Genomic DNA, 24,965 nt, shown 5'->3' on the forward strand with positions numbered 1-24,965 from the left:
TCCTTCTCCTGACTAATGATTCCCGGGAGATTAACCCAGAAGTGTGCGCAAATGCGCGGCAACGCTATCCTGCGTTACGGTAGTTTGCTCACCTGAGCGTAAATCTTTCACTACCACGTTTCCGTCGGCGATTTCTGACTCGCCCAGCACCAGCGCAACGCGAGCGCCCCATTTATCAGCGCGCGCAAACTGCTTCTTAAAGTTGCCGCCGCCGTGGTTGGTCATCAGCTTAACGCCGGGTAACGCATCGCGTACCTGTTCAGCCAGACGCATTGCTGCGGACTGGGTGTCAGTTCCGGAGGCTACCAGGTATATATCGACAACAGGATCGGCTTTAAATTCCGGATTCACTGCCTGAACCAGTAAAACAAGACGTTCCAGCCCCATCGCAAAGCCGACGCCAGGGGTAGCGCGACCGCCAAGCTGCTCAACCAGACCATCGTAACGGCCGCCGGCGCAGACGGTGCCCTGGGAACCGAGGCTGGTGGTGACCCACTCAAACACGGTGCGGTTGTAGTAGTCGAGACCGCGCACCAGACGCTGATTCACGGTATAGCGAATACCCGCATCATCCAGCAGCGCGCACAGCCCGGCAAAATGCGTTTTGGACTCTTCATCAAGATAGTCGCCCAGCGTCGGGGCGTCGTTCAGCAGCGCCTGGACGTCCGGGTTTTTAGAATCCAGCACGCGCAGCGGGTTGGTGTACATGCGGCGTTTGCAGTCTTCGTCCAGCTTATCTTTAAACTGCTCAAGATAGGCCACCAGCGCGTCGCGATAGTTGGCACGAGCCTCCAGCGAACCGATAGAGTTCAGCTCCAGAGCAACGTGGCTGGAGATGCCCAGCTCGCGCCACCAGCGGGCGGTCAGCATAATCAGCTCTGCATCAATATCCGGCCCCTGCAGACCGAACGCTTCGGCGCCAATCTGGTGGAACTGGCGATAACGCCCTTTTTGCGGACGTTCGTGGCGGAACATCGGTCCGATATACCACAGGCGCTGTTCTTGATTGTACAGGAGACCATGTTCGATGCCGGCGCGTACGCAACCAGCGGTACCTTCCGGACGCAGAGTCAGGCTATCGCCGTTACGGTCCTCAAAGGTGTACATCTCTTTTTCAACCACGTCGGTCACTTCGCCGATAGCGCGTTTGAATAACGGGGTCTGCTCTACAATCGGCAAACGGATTTCGCTGTAACCGTAGCTACCAAGCACCTGCTTCAGTGAGCCTTCAATGCGCTGCCAGAGAGCGGTTTCGCCCGGCAGATAATCGTTCATGCCACGGATGGCTTGAATGTTCTTTGCCACGTTTATTCTCTTTATATATACAAAAATGAACCCCGGCGCCTCGCGCCCGCAGGTTCAATCATACACGGGAAGCGTATCGCTTCCCAACACGTTATTTCGCTTCAACCTGCTGAATATCGATGCGACGCGCCTCATCCAGCATCGATGCTTTAGCGCGAATACGCGCTTCCAGCTGATCGATCATATCGTCGTTATCCAGCCTGTCTTTACGTACGCCGTCTTCGTACAGGCCGCTTTTCTTGTTGCCGCCGGTTACGCCGAGGGTGGAAACCAGCGCCTCGCCGGGACCGTTTACCACGCAACCAATGATCGAAACATCCATCGGCGTAATAATATCTTCCAGGCGCTGCTCCAGCGCGTTAACAGTACCGATAACGTCAAACTCCTGACGTGAACAGGTCGGGCAGGCAATAAAGTTGATCCCGCGAGAGCGAATACGTAGCGACTTGAGAATATCGAAACCCACTTTGATCTCTTCAACCGGATCCGCCGCCAGAGAGACGCGCAGCGTATCGCCGATCCCTTCAGATAGCAGCAAGCCGAGTCCGATCGCGGACTTCACCGCGCCGCTGCGCGCACCGCCCGCTTCGGTGATCCCGAGGTGCAAAGGCTGATCGATCTGTTTCGCCAACAGGCGGTAGGATTCAACCGCGAGGAACACATCGGAGGCTTTTACGCTGACTTTAAACTGATCGAAGTTGAGACGATCGAGATGATCGACATGGCGCATTGCCGATTCCAGTAGCGCCTGCGGGGTCGGTTCGCCGTATTTCTCCTGGAGATCTTTTTCCAGAGAACCTGCGTTTACCCCGATACGAATAGGAATGTTTTTATCGCGAGCGCAGTCCACCACCATGCGGATACGCTCTTCGTTGCCGATGTTGCCAGGGTTAATACGCAGGCAATCAACGCCGTATTCCGCTACCTTCAGCGCAATGCGGTAATCGAAGTGAATATCGGCAACCAGCGGGACGTTAACCTGCTGTTTGATAAGTTTGAACGCTTCCGCCGCATCCATCGTCGGCACCGAAACGCGAACGATATCCGCGCCAACGCGCTCAAGGGCTTTAATTTGATTTACCGTCGCCGCCACATCGGTGGTGCGCGTGTTTGTCATCGACTGTACGGCGATGGGGGCGCCATCGCCAATCGGCACATTCCCAACGTAAATTCGTTTTGATTTTCTACGTTGAATCGGAGCCTGGTTATGCATGAAAAATCTCCCGCGTTACCCGTCTGTTACTGCGCCGGTGATTGTTCGGCATTAAGGGTCAGACGTGCAACCTGGTTAGTTCTGATAAAACGACTTAAATCGACAGGTTTACCCAAATACTGGATCTGTACCGCTGCCGGGGCGCCGATTTTCAGTTTATAAGGTGCCTGGCCGCTCAGGTTGAGGTTGCCGCCTTTACGATGCAAACCGCTGAACAGCTTTTTACCGGTCGCATCACTCACTTCCAGCCAGCAGTCGGCGGTGAAGTTCAGCACCAGATCCTGCGCGGAGGCCGCCGCAGCGGTCACGTTTGCCTGATCGGTCGGTAACGGCGAAGTTGCCGCCGTATCAACGTTTGCCTGCGAAGGCGCAACCACGGCGTTATTCTCGACCGGAGCCGGAGTCGGGGCCGGTGCCGTAGTCGGCGCCGGAGAAGTCTCGACAGGCGCGCTATTGGCAGCGGTATCCGGTGCGGAATTCGCCGATTGATTATCCAGCGGGATGCTTTGGCTGTTGCTATCGCCAGAATTCAGCTCAGCGGAGGATTGATCGGCCATCGTGGAGATCTCGTCCTGCTGTGCTTTGTGGTCCTGCCACCACCAGGCGCCGCTGAGGCCGATCACCACGAACAGCACCAGCCAGGTAAAACTCATCAGCCAGCCATCGCGCTTTTTGCGACGTTTACCCAGCGAGAAGGTCTGCATGGGGGCAACTTTCGCCGCCCGAATCGGAGCCTGCTTGGCCATCATCGGCAGCAGCTCTTCTTCCGGAATGTGCACAAGGCGGGCATAAGAGCGGATATAGCCGCGCAGGAAGGTTGAAGCAAGATCGGCGGGTGCCTTATCGTCTTCAATATCACGAACCGTGGAAACCTTCAGGCATAAGCGTTCAGCCACCGCCTGCTGGCTGAGCCCGAGTTGTTCGCGGGCATTACGCAGACGCGCGCCCGTGGTGTTTGCTTCTTGATGGTCTTGAGTGGCTTCAGTATTCATTCGCTACAACTACTGGTACGTGAAATTTAAAATTCAGCGCCGGTTACCCCGCGCCGCGAGACATCTGCTCAACGTCAGACAAACAGTATAAGTCCGTATGACCTGGTATCACAGAGACTTATCAAAATTGAATGCTAAGCGGTTGTTGTACCGCTACATACTGCCTCAAAGTCGACAAAAACGCACCGTAATTATTAACCACAACAGCGTATTTCGCCCGACGATTCCACATAAATATGCAACGCACCGCATAGGCTGCGCGCTGCATCATTTATTATCAGACCGCCTTCACGTCGATCGCTTCGCCCTGCATACGTTTACGCAGCGTACGCTTGGTACGGTCGATAACGTCGCCGGCCAGCTGACCGCAGGCGGCGTCGATATCGTCGCCGCGGGTTTTACGCACGATCGTGGTGAAACCATACTCCATTAACACTTTGGAGAAACGGTCGATACGGCTGTTGGAGCTACGGCCATATGGCGCGCCAGGGAAGGGGTTCCATGGGATCAGGTTGATCTTGCACGGCGTATCTTTCAGCAGCGCGGCCAGCTCGTGCGCATGCTCGGTGCCGTCGTTGACGTGATCCAGCATGACGTATTCGATAGTGACGCGGCCCTGGTTGGCGTTGGACTTCGAAATATAGCCGCGCACCGAGTTCAGGAAGGTCTCGATGTTGTATTTCTTGTTGATCGGCACGATTTCGTCGCGAATGGTATCGTTCGGCGCGTGCAGAGAGATGGCCAGCGCGACGTCAATCATATCGCCAAGCTTATCAAGCGCCGGCACCACGCCGGAGGTGGAGAGCGTGACGCGACGCTTAGAAAGACCAAAGCCGAAATCGTCAAGCATGATTTCCATGGCCGGAACCACATTAGTCAGGTTCAGCAGCGGCTCGCCCATCCCCATCATCACCACGTTGGTAATTGGACGTACGCCGGTGGTCTTCACCGCGCCGACGATTTTCGCCGCGCGCCAGACCTGGCCGATAATTTCCGAAACCCGCAGATTGCGGTTAAAACCCTGCTGGGCCGTAGAACAGAATTTACACTCCAGCGCGCAGCCCACCTGGGATGAAACGCACAGGGTGGCGCGATCGTCTTCCGGAATATACACGGTTTCGACGCGCTGATCGCCAACGGCAATGGCCCACTTGATGGTGCCGTCGCTCGAGCGCTGCTCTTCCACGACTTCCGGCGCGCGGATCTCCGCGACTTCCTTTAATTTGCCGCGCAGAACCTTGTTGATGTCGGTCATCTCATCAAAGTTGTCGCAGCAGTAGTGATACATCCATTTCATCACCTGATCGGCGCGGAAAGGCTTTTCGCCCATGTTTTTGAAAAACTCGCGCAGCTGCTGACGGTTCAAATCCAGCAGGTTGATTTTGGCATCTTTGTTCGGCACCGTCAGAGCGGCGCTATCAGGCGTGACTATTTGTTCAGACATAATTGATTCCGGCCTCGTTATTACACGTTATGGCCCCTGGAGGGTTGAAAAAAGAAACGCCCCGGGAGCGACTGCTCATCCGGGGCGCTGTATTCTACAAATTCTGGCCCATCAATACCACGTTTGCACGCTGCAATGATGAAAAAATCTGTAACTGCCAATCCTCTAAGGATTTTCGTTTGTCGCAAGGCGGCAAGCAAGTGAAGCCCCGGCAGCATAGATAAGCGACCGGGCTGAACGCGCGCAGCCAACACCGCGATAGTCGAAAAGACGACGAGGATGGGTATCTCCACAGTATTTTACGTCACGGCGAGGCGGCGAGTTCGCAAATCCCCGGGAGCATAGATAACTATGTGACCGGGGTGCGCGAGTGAAGCCAACAAAGCGGTGGCGTGAAAGACGCGGGAGATTAGCGGGTGCGCGGGCAAACCTCGCCTTCAGCAAAGAAAAACGCGATTTCGCGCGCGGCGGATTCAACAGAATCGGAACCGTGGGTGCCGTTCTCGGTGAAGCTGTCAGCGTAGTCTGCGCGCAGGGTACCCGCCAGCGCGTTTGCCGGGTTGGTTGCGCCCAGCAGATCGCGGTGACGCTGGACCGCATTTTCGCCTTCCAGCACGGAAACCACGATCGGACCGGAAGTCATAAATTCAACCAGACCGTCAAAGAACGGGCGACCTTCGTGCTCAGCATAGAAGCCGCGAGCCTGCTCAACGGTCAGGTGCAGCATTTTGGTGCCAACAATTTTGAACCCTGCAGCTTCAAAGCGAGAAAAGATGCCGCCAATAACGTTTTTTGCCACCGCGTTTGGTTTGATGATGGAAAAAGTACGTTCAATAGCCATGATAACCTCTTTATATATGTTGTTCTGTTTCGCAGATGAGACCGATAAATACGGCGCGAATTATAATCATCATCTAAGGCGGTTGCCTATGTGTTTAGGTAACATTTTTTTAAAAAAAAGCGACCTTAAACAACAAATCCGGCCAATTCAGGTAAGTTTTGTTTATTGCACGGTGAAGCTGGCGGCAACAACCTGCCCCGCCTCATCCATCACCACCAGTTGATAACTATCGGGGCGCTCAAGGTTAAGGGTGGCGCTGGCGCCTTCCGCGATCAGCGGTTCGCCGTTCAGAAACCACCAGCGCCGCCCTTCCCCACCGGTCGTTTGCAGCGGCAGAATCACCTTCAGCTCGCCGGGCAGACGTTTAACCACCGCGCCTTCACGGATGCCGGATAGCGCCAGCGGGGCGGCATCGGCGGTTTGCGCCGGCGGGCAGTCCGCCGAAACCGCCGGCAGCCTTGCGCGACGCCGTTCGCCCGCGGGCAGCCAGGATTCAAGCGGCAGCGGCCAGACGTCGAGGATTTTCGCCACCGCGCCGGGGCAATCTGCCGCCACCCGCTCCCCTTTCTCATTCAGCCATACCGGAAAACGAATTCCACGAATACCCTCCTGACCAGGCAGCAGCAGGGTCGGCGGCTGGCTCTCGTCGAGCAGCCAGGTTGCCAGCCGTCGGCGGCAGTTCACGTCGCCCGCCGGTAAATTCTGCCCTCCGGGCCAGCACACGGTCCCGGCACTGACCGACGACGGGCGAGGATCGGCCGGTAATCCGCCGCGGCTGATGGTTGGTCGCGCCAGCAGCAGATTATTGACCTGATTCAGCAATGGCACCGCGCTGACGAAACCAAACTGCCCAACAACCGGCGTACCGTCGGGTCGTCCGGTCCAGATACCAATCAGATAGCGGGCATTCACGCCGATCGCCCATGCGTCGCGATAACCGAAGCTGGTGCCGGTTTTCCACGCCAGCGGCACCACCTGCACCAACGACGCATCGGGAACCGGCTGCGCTTCGCCAGCCATGATACGTCGCACAATCCACGCCGCCCCCGGCGACAGCAGCGCCCTCTCAACCAGCGGCGAGTCCGGCGTGATGCGCAATTGTCCCGCCTTGCCGTGGCGGGCAAACGCGCTGTAAGCCGCCACGATATCCGCCAGACGCGCGCCGGCGCCGCCGAGGATCAGCGACAGATTCGGCTCCGCGCCGGCGGGCAGCATTAGCGGCAATCCGGCATGGCGTAGCCTGGCGGCAAAACGCTTCGGCCCGTAGGCCTCCAGCACCTGCACTGCCGGAAGGTTCAGCGAGCGAACCAGAGCGTCGCTGGCGCTCACCGGCCCGTGAAATCCGCTATCAAAGTTGCCCGGGCGGTAGTCGCTAAAGCGTCGCGGCACGTCCTGCAGTAAAGAGGCCGGATGGATCAGCGCTTCATCCAGCGCCATACCATAGACAAACGGCTTCAGTACCGAGCCAGGGGAGCGGATCGCCGAGACCATATCAATATGACCAAAGCGGCTATCATCGCCAATATCCACCGATCCTACCCAGCCGCGAACCTTCATATTGGTATGGTCGACCACGATCATCGCTAAAGAGCTGCGCGGCGGCAGGCGCGATTTCCAGTTCAGCGCCAGATCTTCCAGCTGCCGCTGTAGCCCGGCATCCAGCGTCGTGACCACCTTCTCTGCGCGGCTGCTCGCCAGCGCGCGGCGGGCAAAAAGCGGCGCCAGCTGCGGCATCTGCCGCGGAAACAGCCAGACGGGCTCTTCGAGAGCTTCTCGCACCGGCTGCGACGGCCACACGCCCTGGCTTTCCATTCGCAGCAGGACTTTATCGCGTGCCGCCTGCGCCCGCTCGGGCCAGCGGTCGGGGCGTAAGCGGCTCGGCGCCTGCGGCAATACCGCCAGCAGAGCCGCTTCACCGTAGCTGAGCTGCGCGGGGGATTTACCCAGATAGGCCCAGCTGGCCGCGCCGATCCCCTGCAGCGTACCGCCGAAGGGCGCCCGGTTGAGATAGAGCGTGAGGATCTCGTTTTTTGACAGATGCCACTCCAGCTGCAGCGCTCGCCATAGCTGCCGCAGCTTGCCGCCAAAGGTGCGAGGATGAGGATCGAGTAGGCGAGCTACCTGCATGGTGAGGGTGCTGCCCCCGGAGATCACTCTTCCGGAAGTGAGATCCTGCCAGGCGGCGCGAGCGATCGAGAGCGGATTGACGCCAGGATGATCCCAGAACCAACGATCTTCATAGTGGATCAGCGCCTGTAAATAGCGCGGCGAAACGTCAGCCAGCGTCACCGGATAGCGCCAGACGCCCTGCGCATCGGCGAAACGCCACAGCGGCGTGCCGTCTTCCGCCACCACCACTCTGGCAGGCGTAACCTCATGCAGCGGCAGCGGCCACAGCCGATCGGCCGCCAGCAACAATAGCCACAGCAAAAAAATAAACGCCGCCAGCCAGCGCCAGCGGCGTTTTATACGCTTCAATACCCGCATTTAGGGCGCAACGGTTAGCGGTCCGCTGGCCGCGCCGGTTGCCCGCCACTGCGGCACGTACATTGACTCGACCTGCGGCTGCGGTACCAGATAAGTACCTGGCGTCACCGCGCGCGCCAGATAAACCAGCGTCACCGGCTGGCCTTCATTGATAGCCACCGCGGCGACGAAGCGATCGTCGCGAAACTCAATGTGCTGGATATCCGCCTGCTGCATCTGGTTAAGCAGGTTCTGCACCGCTTCGCCATTCTCCTGCAGGCTGGCGCTGCTGTTAGCCAAATTCTGGTTTTCCAGCTCCAGCCCGGCCGGAAGTAAATCTACTACCAGCGCGTCCGGCACGTTGCGTTTGGCCGTCACTTCCAGCTTCACCAGCACCAGTTCGCCGCTGCGCAGCGATGCGAGCGATTTCTGCTGGCCCTGAGTATCGAAAATTTGCCGTTCGATTCCCAGCACGTTGCCTCCCGGCTGCGGAGCGCTCTGCGGATACCCACTGCTGTCGAGGCGAAGCCACAGCGGCTGCTGGCCGGTGTTGGTGACCTGCAGCGCCGCCAGCTGGTCGCCGGTCAGGTTGCGGGTTTGCGCTTTATCGCCGGAGAGCGGTTCGGCCTGCACGGAGGTTTGCGCCTGCCAACTGCCAGGAAGGTCCTGCAACGTACGCCCGGCCAGGAACAGGGCGTTACTCTCCTGCGTCGAAAGCCAGCGCTGGCCGTATGCCTCTTCCGCCAGATTGCTGAGTAGCGTATTTTGCGCTTCCGGCAGCAGTTTGTTCTCCTCCAGCAGCGCCAGCTTCAGCGCATCGTCGCGCAGTTCGCTGCCGTAATCGCCGAGCCAGCGGTTCGCATCCTGACGCGGCGTGGCCATCGCCAGCTTCAGGGCCTCGTCGCCGCGCGGCGCATCGCCCATCAATTTCAAGGCTACGCCCAGCTGCAGCAGCGGCAGACCGGAACGCGCCTGGTCGTGACGACTCCAGATCTCGCGCAGCGCGCCGAGCGGCGCTTTCTGCTGCCGGGCCAACACCAGCGCGGCGTAGGCCTGAGCGGCAAAGCGGCTGGCCTGGGCATCATCGCTATAGCGGACGGTCATCAGCCCCGGTTCCTGTAAATAACGCAGCAGACGCTGGTTACCGCTGTTGACGGCGTTAGTCGGGACGCTGTAGCCCTGCTCCCCTGCCCGGACGAGGAAGTCCATCGCGTAGGCCGTTAGCCAGTACTCCTCCGGCCCCTCTTTATCCCACAGGGCGAAACCGCCATCATCGCGCTGCATCTGCAGCAGGCGAGAAATGCCGATATCCACCGCCGCGCGTCGTTTTTCATCGCTATCGCCGCTGATGCCCAACGCTTTAAGCTGGACGGCGTTGGTATACAGCGACGGGAACAGCCCGCTGGTGGTCTGCTCCAGGCAGCCATAGGGATAGGCTTTCAGGTCGCGAATATAGCGCGCCAGGTTCAGCGGCGGCTTGCCGCTTAACACCAGCTGTCCCTGCAGCGTCGCCGGCGAGAAGCCCTCGCTTTGCGTCGCCGGAGCCTGCCAGCTTTCACCCGGCTGGAGAACGGCGCCGGAATTCACGGTTTGCGCCGGGAAAGCCGGACGCACGCCGAGCTTCCACTGCTTCTGCATCGGCGCGAAGGTTTCACCTGGCAGGTTCAGGCCGCTGATAGTGGCATTCACCTGACCATCGCCGAAACCTTCATGCGCGCGGACGGGTATAAACAGGGTGCTGCGCGCGCCGGGCGCCAGCTGCACCGGCGGTATTTCTCCCCCTACAAGCTGCAGCAGACCGCTGGCGGTCAGCGCAACGTTGAGGGTTTGCGGCTTATCGGTCAGGTTACTGAGATCCAGCGCCAGACGAGTGGTATCCCCGCTGGCAAGGAATCGCGGCATGTTCAGCTCGGCAATGACCGGCGCAGCTACGATCGTTTTCCCTTCGCTGCTGCCAAAATCGTCAGCGGTCCACGCCTGGGCCATCACCCGCAGTTCGCCGTTAAAGTCGCCAATCGGCAGAGTCACCGTTCCTTCGCCTTTCTCATCCAGCACCACAGGCTGCGCCTGCTGGGCGATAATCGTTACGTGGTTAACCGGCGGTTTGCCGCCGCGCTTAAGTTCATCGCCGTCGCCGCCGAAGCGCAGGCTGGCGAGTCTCCCCTGCCCTTCAATCACCTGGCCATAGATATCGTAAATATCGGCCCCGTAGCGTTTCTGGCCGAAGAAAGCGTTCCACGGGTCCGGCGTCGCGTAGTCGGTAATATTCAGTACGCCGCTATCCACGGCGGAGAGCAGAACGTTAACCTGTCTCGGCGTCTCGCCTTCTTTGACGCTGGCCTTAACCTTCACCGTCAGCGGCTGGTTCGGACGCATTTTAGCCGGCGCCTCCAGCGCCAGATTCAGACGACGGTTTTCGTCGCCGAGCGGCAGGTGCAGCAGCCCCACCGCCCGTTTTGGCGTCGCGGAGCGGGATTTATCCCCCGGACGAATGACCAGCGCGCTGAGGTACAGGTCGTGACGATTCCACGCTTTATCCACCGGGATCGATAAGTCCATCCCGTCCACCGGGACGTCAATCTCCTGCCACCACAGCGGCCCTTCGCTTGATTCCACCAGCGCATAGCCTTTACCGGCTGCCGGAGCGGCGATATGCAGCTTGATGGTATCGCCCGGTTTATAGGCCGGTTTATCCAGCTTCATGGTGACGCGGTCCGGACGCGCCGCCCCCTGGCCGTCGCTGTTATCCTGCCAGCTGTATCCGGCCCAGAAGCGCACGCTGCTGACCACATCATCCGGCCCTTTGACTTCCAGGCGATAAGAACCCCACTCGACCGGGAAGCTCACTTTCGCCGTTTGTCCGGCTGAAATATCCAGCGTCTCCTCGCCTTCCTGAAGATCTTTTTGATCGAACTGCGACTGCCAGCCTTCGCTATCGGACCAGTTCCAGTAATAATCGCGGCGTTCGCGAATTAACCGCACCTGTAGCCCGGAGACCGCCTTCTTCTCACCTTTCGCATCGGCATACACAATCTCAAACGCGGCGGCGCCGTTTTCATCCACCACCGGCTGCTTGACGGTGCTGTCGGTGCGGTAGTCGTAAACCTCTTTCAGGGCAAATTCTGGCCGGATACCCGGCAGCGTATCGGCAGGCCAGATTGGCTGTCTGACGGTGCGCGTAACCGGACGTCCGCCGGACTCCAGCAGGCTGGCCTGCAGGATCACCTGCAGCGGAGAGCGGCTCTCCTGCCACTGGCTGGCGGCGATGACTTCCGCATGGCCTCGATCGTCCAGAGTGGTCTGTACTTCATCCAGGCTGCGGGAAAGGTTCTCTTCGGCAATGTCGCCAAACTGGAAGCCCGGTAGCGCAGGCACGGCGTCGCGCAGCGGACGCAGGAACAGTTTGCCCTGCAGCGGGTTGCCGCTGGCCGGCGCACCGTACAGATAAGCGCCGGTCACGGCAAAGCTAACATCCGCTGCCGGAGAGACGGGCGCATTTTGCGGCGTGAGATTTAGCGCCATGCGCTCAGGCATAAAATCTTCAACGTGAAAATCCCACTCGCGCGGCTGGTTGTCGCCGGTGCTGGCGCGAATGTGCCACATTCCGGTCGCCGCGCCGCTATCAAGGGGATAAGTAAACTGGTACAGGCCGTTAACCGGTTTGCTGACCGTCGAACGAATGACCTGCCCGTCCGGCTGTACCACTTCCAGCTTCACCGGCTGCTCGGGGAGCGGTTTACCGTCGCTATCGCGCAGTAAAGCGTTGAGGATTACCGTTTCGCCCGGACGATAGAGATCCCGTGGACCAAACATAAATAGCTGCTTGCTGAAGCCCGGCGCGCCGGCGATGGCAAATTCAGCCAGGTCCAGCGCCGGGAGTTTGAGATCCAGCAAGGTGGTTTGCCCGTCCTTACGCGCCAGCAGCAGCGCCGCTTCTTTGTCCGTTTGCAGCGTCACATGGCCCTGGCCGTCGCTCTTCGCCTGCGCCAGCATCTGCCCTTTGGCGTTCAAGAGCTGAACATCGATATCGGACTGCGCCGCGCCGTTTTCCAGACTTTGGGTAAAGACATCCAGCCGGTTGTGGTAACGGTGCGCGGATACGCCGATATCGCTGAGGGTGAACAGCGTCGCGGCGTTGCTATAACTGTAGCGGCCCGCCTGGTTCATCACCGCAATATACACGCCCGGCTCCTGCAGCGGTTTGATATCCGCCAGCGGCAGCAGCAGTTTTTCACGCGTATTACGCGCGGGGTTGAGGTCAAAACGGCCGGTATAGACCAGATCGGCCATCTTCAGCAGCTCATCCGACTCCCAGTTACTCAATGAATTACGGTATTCCCATTGGCTGACGAAGGCCGAAAGTGATTCTGGTTTAATACGGAAAAAATTGACGTCGACGTTATCGACATTCAGCGCCATCACCGGCAATCCGGCCACCACTTTCCCTGGCAGCAGCGAACCCCGGCTGGCAAAGCCGATGCTCGGGGCAATATCGCGGGTGGTAATAGTTTTTTCAAAGCTGCTGTCAAAGGTCGCTTTATTCAGCGCCGCCAGGGTTGGATCTACCGATACAATCAGCTCCCGTTTTGGCTCAAGATGGCGAAGCCGCAGCTCTTTCAGGTTAGGCGCCAGCTCCCAGGCCCCATCAACTTTGCCGCTTTTTTTATCGACCAAATGTACGCTACGGGAGAAGTCCTGATCCGGCTGCAGAGGGATTGAGAAGGTCAGCACCAGCGTCGACGCACCGTCGAGCTGTACTTCCGAGGCATCCAGCAGCGTTAGCGCTTTGCCTTTACTTTTGTCCGCCAGCGCCGCCAGCTGGCTGGCATCCGGCTTCGCGCTAGCTTTATCCGTCGCCGTAGACGCCGCGGGCGCAGCCGCCTGCGGTTTGCCGCTGTCGTCGCAGCCGGTCAACGATAGCGCGGTGAGTAGCGCCAGAGATAGTGCCGCCAAACGAAATGGTTTCATCCTTCTAACCCCTCGGCCCGCAGGCCAGATACATTAAGTGAACACATTATTATGCGTTAACAATATCATTACCAACAGCGACGAGAATAGAATCAAACTCCCGAGAGTCAATCATCCGTGATACGGTCGCCACTCTGGGATCCATAACTTGTCACTCTCCCGGAAAACGTCGACAATTCATTCTTGAACAATAAAAAAGGAGACGCCGATGTCTACCTCGTTTTTTGTCGCTGCCGACTGGCTGGCGGAACATATTGATGACCCGGAAATCCAGATTATTGACGCCCGTATGGCTCCGCCGGGACAGGAACATCGCGATCTGAACGCTGAGTATCAGGCTGGCCATATTCCCGGCGCCGTTTTTTTCGATATCGAAGCCCTCTCCGACCATACCAGCCCGCTGCCGCACATGATGCCGCGCGCCGAGGCATTTGCCGTCGCCATGCGCGAACTGGGCGTAAGCAGCGATAAGCATCTGGTGGTATACGATGAAGGCAATCTCTTCTCCGCGCCGCGCGCCTGGTGGATGCTGCGTACCTTCGGTGTCGAAAGAGTTTCGATTGTAGCCGGTGGACTGGAAGGCTGGCGTCGTGATGAGCTGCCGCTGGAGCAAGGTCTACCGGAGCTGCCGGAAGGCGAGTTTGACGTTAATTTCGATCCTCAAGTGATCAAACGGTTAACCGACGTTCTGCTGGTAAGCCATGAAGGATCGGCGCAGATCGTCGATGCTCGCCCGGCCGGGCGCTTTAATGGTCTGGTGGCCGAGCCGCGCCCGGGTTTGCGCAGCGGGCATATTCCCGGCGCGCTAAACGTTCCCTGGAACGAACTGGTGATTAACGGCGAACTCAAAACCACCGATGAACTGAACGAGATTTTCGCTCGCCAGGGCATCGACTTTGAGCGACCGATTATTGCCAGCTGCGGATCCGGCGTGACGGCGGCGGTCGTAGTACTAGCGCTCACCACATTAGGCGTTAATGGCGTTAGTCTGTATGACGGCTCCTGGAGCGAATGGGGGGCACGAACGGATTTGCCGATTGAACCCGCGCAGTAAAACGGTTTGATGATAATTATTGCGGAGCTATATGTTCCGCAATAATTTAATAAATTCTCTTTTTCCTATCATTTAGCCAGGATATCATCTCATGCACTCCTCCGCCATTTTACAGGCAAATGAATTTTTATTATTAATAATTATTTAATATGAAAATACAATGGAAGATTCAATGAAAGACTTAATGGAATTAGTCATAAAAAATAATCGTAATAAATCCCCTGACCCGATGCCTGTTGATGAAATCTCTCACCTGCGCGTCAGAAAATACCGTGCCCCGCAAAATGAAGAAACCGTTGAGCTACCGGAAAGTTTAAAAGCCTTACTGGCTTACGATCGACAGCTTATTAGCCCACATGATCAGCCGGTCATTGAATGGTTGCAAAAAAACATTGATGTTAATGGTATTCTGCACTCTGAAAATCTGGATGAGGACGTGTACTACCGCAACGGTCTGGATATGACCGGAAAATCAAGTGAGGAGCTAAGTCCTCGGTGGAATAACGATCCAGTCTTCCGGCTTTGATTCCCATCAACCATATTGGTGACCAGGGCGTCTTTATTTATATCACTGAACGTGATGAGAACGGTGAATATCCGATTGCCCGTGTGGACGATCAGGAGCTATGGCTTTCAGAATCTTCGCTGATTGAGTATTTACATGGGATATTTTCAACGCAAAGAGAAACGAGGTCGGAATGGGAGGCCCGTAAAAAAACCAACGAAATACGTGATGGCGCACTGCTGGAGCTAGAATTTATACACAACGATCTCTACAGAAAATTTGAGGGTTGCGCTGAGTAAATTATTGAATCACGGTACTGAAATCCTTATGGCTAATTTTCAGGAATGTATGACTACAAGGAGTAATAATGGCGATTGTATCAGGAAATAATAGCGCTGATAGAAAAGGTATCCCTTGGTTCGGGGGGATTGTTGGCCTGGCGGTCGGTTTGACGATGCTCTATTACTGGTCAGAGTGGACTCACTGGTGGCCGGGCAACCTCCCTGAGGAGATGTCGCCGTATATGCTGGTCAAGGGCATTGATTTGGGGGAAGTTCCGCTCCATGCATACGGCAAGCTGCTCCTGTTCGGCTTTCTTCTGGTATTCCTTTTTCCCGGCTACGGCAAGCTTCCCATTGCCGCATGGATGCTCCATAACCAGCCATCGGGCGGAACGTTTTTTAACTGGATACTGCGCGCCTGGGGGGTTAAATGCGGTGTTCTGGTCCTTGTCTTCTGCAATCTGTTCTTTTTGCGCTATGTCCCTTCCACAGCGCTAAGTTTATATAGTTTTATTCTTCAACACGTGAGTATCCTGGCATCTGTTGTATTAGGAGGGCTGCTGGTAGGCGATGCCTGCCGACTGGCGCGATCTGCTGATGCGCCATTGAGCGATCTGCGCCTGCTGATGGTACTGATATTAGGGTTTCAGCTCCACTGGCCCATGCAAATTACCTTACTTAACGCTCGTAATTTCGACTCTCTGCCTGCGGGATGGGCTTTCACCGCCGCGCTGATGATCGGCGTTTTGCTGGCTTTTTTACTGACTGCCATACTGGCATGGGGGGTGTGCAGGATGTTGGGCGATGAAAATTGCCGGGCCTGGCGTGGGCAGTTCGCACTGTTTAATGGAATGATTATTTTGTGCGTAACGGGGAAAGGGGTTTTTGGCCTGGTGTCGTATTACCTGAAATAAAGCCAGACCAATAATCAGACGGGGGCATAAGCCCCCGTTGTGTTTAGATAATTCGCTTCTGCTTAAAGTCGCGCAGGAAGCTGCCCCAGCGCTTTTCATAGAATGGCGTAATGTGGGCAATCATAAAGTGGCTAATTCCCCTTTCACCCTCCATCACCTGGCAGATATCAATCGGCTCATCGCCCACAAGCGTGTCGGTCGCGACGCTGCCGGTGGCCTGAATTATCTCTTCAATATCGCCTTCGGCTTCAATACCGATCAGCAGGTTGGCCGGGGCATCGGCGCTGTCTTTAATAGAGCATAAAAACGCGCGCTTCACCGTTTTCAGCGTCTTGAACAGCGTGGTCAGCGAGTCCACCATCTGCGCGGGCGGTTCGGCAACCTCAGACAGCAGCAGCGACTCGCCGCCCTCAAGCACGGTCTGGGTACTGAGCGGGCTGCCCTCTTCCCCCAGCAGATGGCTAATTTCACGCGGCGCAAACTCTTTGCCGGTGGGGAGTTTGGCATTGAGGTAGAGCGTTTCGCCGAGGGTCATAGCGAACAGCGTGCGCACCGGCATCACCACGAAAGACTGTTCGTCCTCAACGGCCTGCTGTAGCGCTTCCAGCGAGGTGAAAAAAGGAATAACCGATGTGCCGTCATCTTTTTCCCAGTGCTGTAGGTCCAGTACGCTGTCTTCCACAACCTGCTCGCCCCGGGCAGCGGCCCCCGGCACCCAAACGGTGGCTTCCAGCAAAGTACGGAAAAACGCCGGACGGTGGCCTGGCTCGGTAGCCGCCTTCTCCAGCAGGGTTTCTAACTCATTTTTAGTTTCGGACATAGTTTCGCTACTTCAAAATCGCCCGGCGGCGCTGCGCTCGCACGGGCCCACGAGTTTTGTCGGCCGGGTAAGCGCAGCGCCACCCGGCAAGATCCATTACTCTGCCGTCAGCAGGTTGGCAATGGTGCGCACGCCAAGACCGGTCGCGCCTGCCGACCACTGCTCAACGGCAGATTTACGGTAGGTCGCCGAACAGTCGATATGCAGCCAGCCCTGGTGATAGTTCTCCACGAAGTGGGACAGGAAACCCGCTGCGGTGCTGGCGCCCGCCGGATAGGCCGCGCTGCCGGTATTGTTCAGCTCGGCGAAGTTCGACGGCAGCTGGCCGCGGTGGAATTCCGCCAGCGGCAGACGCCAGAAGGCCTCGTTTTCAGCCTGCGCGCTCGCCAGCAGGCGATTTGCCAGACCATCGTCAAAGCTGAACAGCGCGTGATAATCATTGCCCAACGCGGTTTTCGCGGCGCCGGTCAGCGTGGCGGCATCAATAATCAGCTCAGGCTTTTGCGCAGAAGCATCAATCAGGCCGTCAGCCAGCACCAGGCGACCTTCCGCATCGGTATTCATGATTTCCACGGTTTTACCGTTGCGATAGTGAATAATATCGCCAAGTTTAAAGGCGTTGCCGCTAATCAGGTTATCGGCGCAGCACAGATACAGCTTCACGCGCTTATTGAGGCCGCGAGTGATGGCAAACGCCAGCGCGCCGGTCACCGTTGCCGCGCCGCCCATGTCGGACTTCATTGAGTCCATAAAGGCGCTCTGTTTGATGCTGTATCCGCCGGAGTCAAAGGTGATGCCTTTACCGACCAGACAGGCGTACACCGGGGCTTCTTTATCGCCGGTTGGGTTATAGTCCAGCGCCAGCAGGACCGGTGGGCGCTCGGAACCGCGACCAACCGTGTGCAGGCCCAGATAGTTCTGCTCGCGCAGGTCTTCACCCTTGGTGATACGATAAGAGACGTTATCGCAGGCCACGCTGCACAGCAGGTCTACCGCACGCTGCGCCAGCTGTTCAGGCCCCAGCTCTTCCGCCGGGGCGTTAATGGTGTCACGGACCCAGTCAATAATGGTCAGGCGGTTATCCAGTTCGCTTTTCTGCGCATCGTCGAAGGCCGGCCACTCAACTTTGCGGCTGCCTTTCGGCCCCTTATAACCCGCCCAGAACGCCCATGCGCGGTCGGTGTCCCAGCCTTCGCCATCAAGCGCAACGTGTTTGATGCCCATGCCGTCAATTTTCCGCGCCGCGCGCTGAATCAAGCCCAGGTCGTCTTTGCCGTTCAGGTGCAGGGCGATGCCGTCGTTATTAATGCTGTAAGACGCTTTTTCTCCCCAGCGCGCATCGGCTGGCTGAGCGGTAAGCGTAATTTTCATAGCTTCGGTCATTATCATTATCCTTCTTAGCAAACGGGCCGCCGTATGGCAGCCCGTAAAGTTCTTTCGCCTGTTGATTTATCCGGCTGATAACCACCGGGTAAATCATAACGCGAAAATTATTCGGCTTCGTCTAACCAGACTAGCAGAATCGCCTCAAGAATTTTTTCATTGGATGCGTTTGGATCGTCATCAAACTCTTCCAGGTCGCATATCCACTGATGCAGATCGGTGAAGCGAACGGTTTTCGGGTCGAGATCCGGGAAGGCGTCGTACAGCGCTTCGCCGATTTCGCGACTGTCGGTCCATTTCAGTCCCATATTAATGCTCGCGTGCGTGGTTGATAGTGTAACGCGGAATTTCGATGACCAAATCTTCGTCAGTCACCCGCGCCTGGCAGCTCAGACGGCTGTCGGGCTCAAGCCCCCAAGCCTTATCCAGCATGTCGTCTTCATCTTCGGTACTTTCCGCCAGCGAGTCAAAACCTTCACGCACGATGCAGTGGCAGGTGGTACAGGCACAGGATTTTTCGCAGGCGTGCTCAATCTCAATACCGCTACGCAGCGCAGCATCAAGAATGGTTTCACCGGTCTCAGCTTCCACAACTACGCCATCCGGACACAGGTCCTGGTGGGGCAGAAAAACAATTTTTGGCATTTTAAACCTCGTCCACGGATTGGCCTTTCAGCGCGATACGGACCGATTGATCCATACGACGTGCGGCGAATTCCTGGGTTTGTGTGTCGATATTTTTAATCGCTTCTTTGATTGCATCGGCATCATCGCCTGCCGCAGCGGCGCGCACTTGCTCCGCGGCGTCATCGATAGCCTGACGCTCTGCGGCGCTTAACAGCGCGGCGTCGGCGGCCAGCGCGCTGACCAGACTTTCCAGTACGCGCGCGGCTTCAACTTTTTGCTCGGCCAGCATACGCGCCTGGACGTCCTGTTCGGCGTAGCTCATCGAATCTTTAATCATGCTGGCGATCTCGCCATCGGTCAGACCGTAGGACGGTTTCACCTGGATAGAGGCCTCGACGCCGGTCGATTTCTCCATCGCCGTCACGCTCAGCAGGCCGTCGGCATCCACCTGGAAGGTGACGCGAATATGCGCCCCGCCCGCCGGTAATGCCGGAATGCCGCGCAGCGCAAAACGCGCCAGGGAGCGGCAGTCCTGCACCAGCTCGCGCTCGCCCTGCATAACGTGAATAGACATCGCCGTCTGGCCATCTTTGAAAGTGGTGAACTCCTGCGCGCGCGCCACCGGAATGGTGGTGTTGCGCGGGATAACCTTCTCCACCAGACCGCCCATGGTTTCCAGCCCCAGGGAGAGCGGGATCACATCGAGCAGCAGTAGTTCGCTATCCGGCTTGTTGCCTACCAGAATGTCCGCCTGAATCGCCGCGCCGATGGCGACGACTTTATCCGGATCGATTGAGGTCAGCGGCGTACGGCCAAAGAACTCACCGACGCGCTCGCGCACCAGCGGCACGCGGGTCGAGCCGCCCACCATCACCACTTCCAGCACCTCTTGCGCCTCAACGCCGGCGTCTTTCAGCGCGCGACGACAGGCCAGCAGAGTGCGTTTAACCAGCGGCGCGATCAGCGCATTAAACTGGCTGCGGGTTATTTCCCCCTGCCAGCCGCCGACGTTCACCCGCGCCGTTTCGGCATCGCTGAGGGCGATTTTCGCCGCGATCGCCGCGTCGAGCAGCTCGCGCTGCAGGCGGTTGTCGCTGCGATCGCTCAGGCCAGCCTGCTCGCGCAGATAATCCGCCAGCAGGTGGTCGAAATCGTCGCCGCCGAGCGCGGAATCGCCGCCGGTAGCCAGGACTTCAAACACGCCGCGGCTTAAGCGCAGCACGGAGATATCAAAGGTGCCGCCGCCGAGATCGTAAACCGCGATGACCCCTTCCTGGCCGGAGTCCAGGCCGTAGGCAATCGCCGCCGCGGTGGGTTCGTTCAGCAGACGCAGCACGTGCAGGCCCGCCAGACGCGCCGCGTCTTTGGTTCCCTGACGCTGAGCATCATCGAAGTAGGCCGGCACGGTAATCACCACGCCGTCGAGCTCGCCCGACAGCGCTTCGGTGGCGCGTTCGGCCAGCGCTTTTAGAATGTCGGCAGACACGCGGATCGGATTGAGCAAACCACCCGTAGTCTGAATCATCGGCAGGCCATTTTCGCTTGCCTGCAGCTGATAAGGCAGATGCGGGTAGCGGGCCTCGATATCGGCCAGAGAGCGCCCCATCATGCGTTTGACGGAGCTGATGGTGTTGACCGGATCCTGAGCGGCGTTTTGCCGCGCGTCATAGCCCACCGTCAAACCCGAAGCCTGATAGTTCACCACCGACGGCAGCAAATAGCGCCCTTGATGGTCGGGCAGAGTTTCGGCCTGGCCGCTACGTACGGTAGCCACCAGTGAATTGGTGGTGCCCAGATCGATACCCGCCGCCAGACGTCGCTGGTGCGGCGCGGCGCTCAGCCCGGGCTCACTAATTTGTAATAAGGCCATAATTGCTTCCGAAAATTAAAAATCGAGCAGTTTTTCTTCGAGTTGTTCCGCACTGCTTCGCAGTTTATCGAGAAAACGCAGCTTGCGCACGGTATCCGCCGCCGCCTCCCACGTCTCGTTATTCAGTTGTTCAACCATCAGCTGATGCCGGATATCAAATTGCGCTTTGACCCGCTTGATAAAGCTTTCCAGCCGCGCTTCATCTTTCGCCTTGCCTATCTCATCGAGCTCTTCGCGCAGTTCCAGCTGTTCCATCAGGAACGCGGTATCGCGCACGGTGTGCTGCTCGCTGGCGAGATCGAAACCATGAAGCGAAAGGAGATATTCGGCGCGGGTCAGCGGGTGGCGAAGGGTTTGCCACGCCTGATTAATGGTGGCGGACTGCTGCACCGCGGCGAGCTGTTCGGCCGCGCTGCCGCTGGCGAACTTATCGGGGTGATACTGGCGCTGTAGTTCCTGGTACCGGGCAGCCAGGGGTTCTAACGAAAGGGTATAGCTGGCCGGTAACCCGAAGAGGGTAAAATAGTCCATAGCAACCTCAGGGTTAACGAGATAAAGCAAACCCCACTTACGGGCGTCCGCAGTGGGGTTTAGATTACATTGCAATTACACGTTAAAGCTTTCGCCGCAGCCGCACTCGTCCTTCACGTTCGGGTTGGTGAACTTAAACCCTTCGTTAAGACCTTCTTTGACGAAGTCCAGCTGCGTACCGTCGAGGAACTGCAAACTTTTGCCGTCGATCACGACTTTCACGCCTTTGTCTTCAAACACGGTGTCTTCTGCCGCTGGTTCGTCAACAAACTCCAGTACATAAGCCATACCTGAACAGCCGGAAGTTCTGACTCCCAGGCGCAGGCCAAACCCTTTACCGCGGTTGGCCAGAAAGGCGTTGACTCGCGCTGCTGCACTGTCGCTTAAAGTAATCGACATAACAAACCTCAACTCTTAATTATTTTGCTTCACGTTTGCTTTTGTAATCCGCAATCGCGGCTTTAATCGCGTCTTCCGCCAGAATAGAGCAGTGAATTTTCACCGGCGGCAGCTCGAGCTCGTCTGCGATATCGGTGTTTTTAATCGCCTGAGCTTCGTCCAGCGATTTCCCTTTTACCCATTCGGTCACCAGGGAGCTGGAAGCAATAGCGGAACCGCAGCCGTAGGTCTTGAAACGCGCGTCTTCAATGATACCTTCATTGTTGACTTTAATCTGCAACTTCATCACGTCGCCGCACGCCGGTGCGCCAACCATACCGCTGCCGACGTTTTCGTCGCTATTGTCGAAAGAGCCGACGTTGCGCGGATTCTCGTAATGATCGATAACTTTTTCGCTGTAAGCCATGATGAATTCTCCTTATTGGTGCCGAATTAGTGATGTGACCATTCAATGCTGTTCAGATCCACGCCCTGCTTGAACATTTCCCACAGCGGAGAGAGTTCGCGCAGACGACCGATGGAATTGCGGACCAGATTGATGGTGTAGTCAATCTCTTCTTCGGTAGTAAAACGACCTAAAGAGAAACGAATAGAGCTATGCGCCAGCTCGTCGGTCATCCCCAGCGCGCGCAGCACGTAGGACGGCTCGAGGCTTGCGGAAGTACAGGCTGAACCGGAAGAGACCGCCAGGTCTTTCAGCGCCATAATCAGCGACTCGCCTTCAACGTAGTTAAAGCTGACGTTGAGGATATTCGGCGCGCCCTGCTCAAGGTCACCGTTGAGATAAACCTCTTCCATATCTTTCACGCCGTCCCACAGACGGTTACGCAGGCCGCGCAGGCGGGCCATTTCGCTTTCCATCTCTTCTTTCGCGATACGGTAAGCTTCACCCATACCGACGATCTGGTGGACAGGCAGCGTACCGGAACGCATGCCGCGCTCGTGACCGCCGCCGTGCATCTGCGCTTCGATACGAATACGCGGTTTACGACGCACGTACAGCGCGCCGATGCCTTTCGGGCCATAGATTTTGTGGCCGGAGAAGGACATCAGGTCAACTTTCAGCTGGCTCAGGTCGATAGGCAGTTTGCCCACGCTCTGGGTCGCGTCAACGTGGTAAATGATACCGCGGGCGCGGCACATCTCGCCGATGGTAGCGATATCCTGCACCACGCCGATTTCGTTATTCACGTGCATAATGGAAACAAGGATGGTGTCATCACGCATCGCGGCTTCCAGTTCTTTTAAATCGATAATGCCGTTACGCTGCGGGGCGAGGTAGGTGACTTCAAACCCTTCGCGCTCCAGCTGACGGCAGGTGTCCAGCACGGCTTTGTGTTCGGTTTTGCTGGTGATGATGTGCTTGCCTTTTTTCTGATAAAAGTTGGCTGCACCTTTAATCGCCAGGTTATCGGATTCCGTCGCGCCGGAGGTAAAGACGATTTCGCGCGGGTCGGCACCGACCAGCTCGGCAATCTGATTACGGGCGATATCTACCGCCTCTTCAGCCTGCCAGCCAAAACGGTGGGAACGGGAGGCCGGGTTACCAAAGGTCCCGTCCAGAGTCAGGAACTGCATCATTTTCTCGGCAACACGCGGGTCCACCGGCGTGGTTGCGGAGTAATCGAGATAGATCGGTAATTTCATTGCTCTATAAACTCCGTACATCGCTTCAATGCAAGGAATCAGGCAACCGGCTGGATGTACGACCGAGTACACAGGATGGCGGAGCATCCCGGCCTGATTCGAAAATCTTTTTTATCTTTTTGGCTCAGCTCGTTTCAGCTTGCAGCCAAATAGCTGCAAGATGAAATTGAACGAGAACTACGCGCGCAGTTTAACGTCGATAGCGTCCTGAGCGCGGGTATTACGCTGGGATTCATGGTTGTGCTGACGACCGGAGACATCAAGGATTTCCTGGTTATTCACCAGTTCGCCCAGCGTGATGTTATTCAGAAAACCGGTCAGTCGCTCGCTCAGATCGCGCCACAGCGCGTGAGTAAGGCACTTATCGCCGCCCTGGCAGCCGCCTTTGCCCTGACAACGGGTGGCGTCAACGGATTCGTCTACTGCGCTGATAACTTCGCCAACCGCGATGCTACCCGCTTCTTTACCTAACAGATAACCGCCGCCTGGGCCACGTACGCTGGAAACCAGACCATTTTTGCGCAGGCGAGAGAACAGCTGTTCCAGATAGGAAAGCGAAATTCCCTGACGCTCTGAAATATCAGCCAACGGAACCGGACCCGATTCAGAGTTGAGCGCAACGTCAAGCATCGCGGTCACGGCATAACGCCCTTTAGATGTCAGTCTCATGTCTTACTTAACCTCAAACTCGCCCCTGCCCGGGCTTTTTATTAATATGGGTATTGCATAGCAAGGCAAGTCTGACATTCCCGAGTAAATTGGTCAACTATTTACTTGACTGTTTTAGTCAGGTATTTGGCTTTCCGTGCCGTTTTACTTAAGCGCGATCTGATGCCCTCTCCCATAGGGGAGGCGATCGCTAGGCCGGGTAAGCGCAGCGCCACCCGGCAAACAGACGGTACTACTCTTTATTCTTCTGCTCAATTGACGCCAGCATACCGCGCAGGATGTTCAGCTCCTGGCTTTCCGGGCGGGCGCGGGTAAACAAACGGCGCAGTTTGTTCATCACCTGGCCCGGATGACTGGCGCGGATAAAGCCGGTCGCCAGCAGCGTCTGCTCCAGATGGCCGTAGAAACGCTCTAAATCATCCACCAGCGGATACGGGGTTTCTTCATGCTCGACGACGGGCTCATTTTGCTCCTGCGCCGCCAGCCATGCCATACGCACTTCATAGGCGATGACCTGCACCGCCATCGCCAGGTTCAGCGAGCTGTATTCCGGGTTAGCGGCAATCGCCACGTGATAGTGACACTTCTGCAGCTCTTCGTTAGTCAGGCCGACGCGTTCACGGCCAAATACCAGCGCAACCGGCGCATGCTGCGCTTCGGCAACGCTTTTCAGGCCGCATTCGCGCGGATCGAGCATCGGCCACGGCAGCGTGCGGGAGCGCGCGCTGGTCCCCACGACGAGGCTACAGCCCGCTAGCGCTTCATCAAGGGTATCAACGATGTGGGCATTGCCAATGACGTCGCTGGCCCCGGCCGCCAGAGCGATGGCCTGAGAATCGGGTTTGACCAGAGGATTGACCAGCCACAGGTTGGTTAATCCCATGGTTTTCATTGCGCGGGCGACGGAGCCCATATTGCCGGTGTGTGAGGTTTCTACCAGTACGATTCGAATATTTTGCAGCATTATGGTTCTTCGGCTAAAGATTATTCGTGCATGCTATCATAAAACGGAGACATGGGCAGATTTCACTGTTAC

20 protein-coding genes and 1 pseudogene are annotated in these 24,965 nt (G+C 57.3%); 3 read left to right on the forward strand and 18 right to left on the reverse strand.

From position 1 onward, the window contains the following. Positions 1 to 30 precede the first annotated feature (30 nt). The 7 genes from hisS to KCG39_RS11575 form a co-directional block, all read right to left on the reverse strand. A complete protein-coding gene (hisS, locus tag KCG39_RS11545; protein ID WP_004123579.1) occupies positions 31 to 1,305 on the reverse strand; it encodes a histidine--tRNA ligase in 1,275 nt (424 codons plus the stop codon). A gap of 91 nt (positions 1,306 to 1,396) precedes the next feature. Next, the gene (gene ispG / locus KCG39_RS11550; RefSeq protein WP_004123581.1) at positions 1,397 to 2,518 is read right to left on the reverse strand and encodes a flavodoxin-dependent (E)-4-hydroxy-3-methylbut-2-enyl-diphosphate synthase; all 1,122 of its coding nucleotides are present in this window, start codon (positions 2,516 to 2,518) and stop codon (positions 1,397 to 1,399) included. A gap of 26 nt (positions 2,519 to 2,544) precedes the next feature. Then, on the reverse strand, positions 2,545 to 3,510 hold the full coding sequence (rodZ, locus tag KCG39_RS11555; protein WP_211811603.1) for a cytoskeleton protein RodZ: 966 nt from the start codon (positions 3,508 to 3,510) through the stop codon (positions 2,545 to 2,547). A gap of 277 nt (positions 3,511 to 3,787) precedes the next feature. Continuing rightward, positions 3,788 to 4,954: a dual-specificity RNA methyltransferase RlmN gene (gene rlmN, locus KCG39_RS11560; RefSeq protein WP_004123586.1), complete on the reverse strand. Its 1,167-nt coding sequence runs from the start codon at positions 4,952 to 4,954 to the stop codon at positions 3,788 to 3,790. 409 nt (positions 4,955 to 5,363) lie between these two features. Further along, a complete protein-coding gene (gene ndk, locus KCG39_RS11565; RefSeq protein ID WP_004114414.1) occupies positions 5,364 to 5,795 on the reverse strand; it encodes a nucleoside-diphosphate kinase in 432 nt (143 codons plus the stop codon). 162 nt (positions 5,796 to 5,957) lie between these two features. Continuing rightward, positions 5,958 to 8,282, reverse strand: coding sequence for a peptidoglycan glycosyltransferase PbpC (gene pbpC, locus KCG39_RS11570; protein ID WP_142468032.1), 2,325 nt, complete (start codon positions 8,280 to 8,282; stop codon positions 5,958 to 5,960). After that, entirely contained in the window at positions 8,283 to 13,229 is a 4,947-nt protein-coding gene (locus KCG39_RS11575; protein WP_142468033.1) for an alpha-2-macroglobulin family protein, read from the reverse strand. Between the two features lie 208 nt (positions 13,230 to 13,437). On the opposite strand from KCG39_RS11575, the gene sseA reads away from it, so the two are divergent. The 3 genes and pseudogenes from sseA (at position 13,438) to KCG39_RS11590 (ending at position 15,983) form a co-directional block, all read left to right on the forward strand. Continuing rightward, positions 13,438 to 14,283 (forward strand): 3-mercaptopyruvate sulfurtransferase, encoded by an 846-nt coding sequence (gene sseA / locus KCG39_RS11580; protein ID WP_112165505.1) that lies wholly within the window; start codon positions 13,438 to 13,440, stop codon positions 14,281 to 14,283. A gap of 160 nt (positions 14,284 to 14,443) precedes the next feature. Continuing rightward, positions 14,444 to 15,087: pseudogene (locus KCG39_RS11585) on the forward strand (DUF5066 family protein). Positions 15,088 to 15,155: 68 nt separating this feature from the next. Continuing rightward, positions 15,156 to 15,983 (forward strand): hypothetical protein, encoded by an 828-nt coding sequence (locus KCG39_RS11590; protein WP_004123602.1) that lies wholly within the window; start codon positions 15,156 to 15,158, stop codon positions 15,981 to 15,983. Positions 15,984 to 16,026: 43 nt separating this feature from the next. On the opposite strand, the gene sseB is transcribed toward KCG39_RS11590, so the two are convergent. The 11 genes from sseB to trmJ all read right to left on the reverse strand — a co-directional run bounded on the left by sseB (position 16,027) and on the right by trmJ (position 24,893). Further along, positions 16,027 to 16,803: an enhanced serine sensitivity protein SseB gene (sseB, locus tag KCG39_RS11595; RefSeq protein WP_142468034.1), complete on the reverse strand. Its 777-nt coding sequence runs from the start codon at positions 16,801 to 16,803 to the stop codon at positions 16,027 to 16,029. Positions 16,804 to 16,899: 96 nt separating this feature from the next. Further along, positions 16,900 to 18,186 (reverse strand): aminopeptidase PepB, encoded by a 1,287-nt coding sequence (gene pepB, locus KCG39_RS11600; protein ID WP_142445892.1) that lies wholly within the window; start codon positions 18,184 to 18,186, stop codon positions 16,900 to 16,902. Positions 18,187 to 18,293: 107 nt separating this feature from the next. Next, positions 18,294 to 18,494 carry a Fe-S cluster assembly protein IscX gene (gene iscX, locus KCG39_RS11605; protein ID WP_004104502.1) on the reverse strand — a complete coding sequence of 67 codons (201 nt, stop codon included), beginning with the start codon at positions 18,492 to 18,494 and terminating at the stop codon, positions 18,294 to 18,296. A gap of 1 nt (position 18,495) precedes the next feature. Next, complete coding sequence (gene fdx, locus KCG39_RS11610) at positions 18,496 to 18,831, reverse strand: ISC system 2Fe-2S type ferredoxin (RefSeq protein WP_004104503.1); 336 nt, start codon at positions 18,829 to 18,831, stop codon at positions 18,496 to 18,498. Between the two features lies 1 nt (position 18,832). Then, positions 18,833 to 20,683, reverse strand: a complete 1,851-nt coding sequence (hscA, locus tag KCG39_RS11615; RefSeq protein WP_049111992.1) for a Fe-S protein assembly chaperone HscA — start codon at positions 20,681 to 20,683, stop codon at positions 18,833 to 18,835. Between the two features lie 15 nt (positions 20,684 to 20,698). Next, a complete protein-coding gene (gene hscB, locus KCG39_RS11620) occupies positions 20,699 to 21,214 on the reverse strand; it encodes a co-chaperone HscB (RefSeq protein WP_004114426.1) in 516 nt (171 codons plus the stop codon). Positions 21,215 to 21,289: 75 nt separating this feature from the next. Further along, complete coding sequence (gene iscA / locus KCG39_RS11625; protein ID WP_002913979.1) at positions 21,290 to 21,613, reverse strand: iron-sulfur cluster assembly protein IscA; 324 nt, start codon at positions 21,611 to 21,613, stop codon at positions 21,290 to 21,292. A gap of 19 nt (positions 21,614 to 21,632) precedes the next feature. Continuing rightward, positions 21,633 to 22,019 carry a Fe-S cluster assembly scaffold IscU gene (gene iscU / locus KCG39_RS11630; RefSeq protein WP_002913991.1) on the reverse strand — a complete coding sequence of 129 codons (387 nt, stop codon included), beginning with the start codon at positions 22,017 to 22,019 and terminating at the stop codon, positions 21,633 to 21,635. 26 nt (positions 22,020 to 22,045) lie between these two features. Continuing rightward, a complete protein-coding gene (gene iscS, locus KCG39_RS11635; RefSeq protein WP_004134936.1) occupies positions 22,046 to 23,260 on the reverse strand; it encodes a cysteine desulfurase in 1,215 nt (404 codons plus the stop codon). A gap of 177 nt (positions 23,261 to 23,437) precedes the next feature. After that, positions 23,438 to 23,929, reverse strand: a complete 492-nt coding sequence (gene iscR / locus KCG39_RS11640; protein WP_004104510.1) for a Fe-S cluster assembly transcriptional regulator IscR — start codon at positions 23,927 to 23,929, stop codon at positions 23,438 to 23,440. Positions 23,930 to 24,161: 232 nt separating this feature from the next. Further along, positions 24,162 to 24,893, reverse strand: a complete 732-nt coding sequence (gene trmJ / locus KCG39_RS11645) for a tRNA (cytosine(32)/uridine(32)-2'-O)-methyltransferase TrmJ (RefSeq protein WP_004123616.1) — start codon at positions 24,891 to 24,893, stop codon at positions 24,162 to 24,164. Between the last annotated feature and the right edge of the window lie 72 nt (positions 24,894 to 24,965).

The sequence above is a fragment of the Klebsiella pasteurii genome, from assembly GCF_018139045.1.
Classification (GTDB): Bacteria; Pseudomonadota; Gammaproteobacteria; order Enterobacterales; family Enterobacteriaceae; genus Klebsiella; species Klebsiella grimontii.

Coding starts and splice junctions, on each gene's coding strand:
- ispG (WP_004123581.1), bottom strand. CDS start 2,518: ATGCATAACCAGGCTCCGATTCAACGTAGAAAATCAAAACGAATTTAC.
- rodZ (WP_211811603.1), bottom strand. CDS start 3,510: ATGAATACTGAAGCCACTCAAGACCATCAAGAAGCAAACACCACGGGC.
- rlmN (WP_004123586.1), bottom strand. CDS start 4,954: ATGTCTGAACAAATAGTCACGCCTGATAGCGCCGCTCTGACGGTGCCG.
- ndk (WP_004114414.1), bottom strand. CDS start 5,795: ATGGCTATTGAACGTACTTTTTCCATCATCAAACCAAACGCGGTGGCA.
- pbpC (WP_142468032.1), bottom strand. CDS start 8,282: ATGCGGGTATTGAAGCGTATAAAACGCCGCTGGCGCTGGCTGGCGGCG.
- KCG39_RS11575 (WP_142468033.1), bottom strand. CDS start 13,229: ATGAAACCATTTCGTTTGGCGGCACTATCTCTGGCGCTACTCACCGCG.
- sseA (WP_112165505.1), top strand. CDS start 13,438: ATGTCTACCTCGTTTTTTGTCGCTGCCGACTGGCTGGCGGAACATATT.
- KCG39_RS11590 (WP_004123602.1), top strand. CDS start 15,156: ATGGCGATTGTATCAGGAAATAATAGCGCTGATAGAAAAGGTATCCCT.
- sseB (WP_142468034.1), bottom strand. CDS start 16,803: ATGTCCGAAACTAAAAATGAGTTAGAAACCCTGCTGGAGAAGGCGGCT.
- pepB (WP_142445892.1), bottom strand. CDS start 18,186: ATGACCGAAGCTATGAAAATTACGCTTACCGCTCAGCCAGCCGATGCG.
- iscX (WP_004104502.1), bottom strand. CDS start 18,494: ATGGGACTGAAATGGACCGACAGTCGCGAAATCGGCGAAGCGCTGTAC.
- fdx (WP_004104503.1), bottom strand. CDS start 18,831: ATGCCAAAAATTGTTTTTCTGCCCCACCAGGACCTGTGTCCGGATGGC.
- hscA (WP_049111992.1), bottom strand. CDS start 20,683: ATGGCCTTATTACAAATTAGTGAGCCCGGGCTGAGCGCCGCGCCGCAC.
- hscB (WP_004114426.1), bottom strand. CDS start 21,214: ATGGACTATTTTACCCTCTTCGGGTTACCGGCCAGCTATACCCTTTCG.
- iscA (WP_002913979.1), bottom strand. CDS start 21,613: ATGTCGATTACTTTAAGCGACAGTGCAGCAGCGCGAGTCAACGCCTTT.
- iscU (WP_002913991.1), bottom strand. CDS start 22,019: ATGGCTTACAGCGAAAAAGTTATCGATCATTACGAGAATCCGCGCAAC.
- iscS (WP_004134936.1), bottom strand. CDS start 23,260: ATGAAATTACCGATCTATCTCGATTACTCCGCAACCACGCCGGTGGAC.
- iscR (WP_004104510.1), bottom strand. CDS start 23,929: ATGAGACTGACATCTAAAGGGCGTTATGCCGTGACCGCGATGCTTGAC.
- trmJ (WP_004123616.1), bottom strand. CDS start 24,893: ATGCTGCAAAATATTCGAATCGTACTGGTAGAAACCTCACACACCGGC.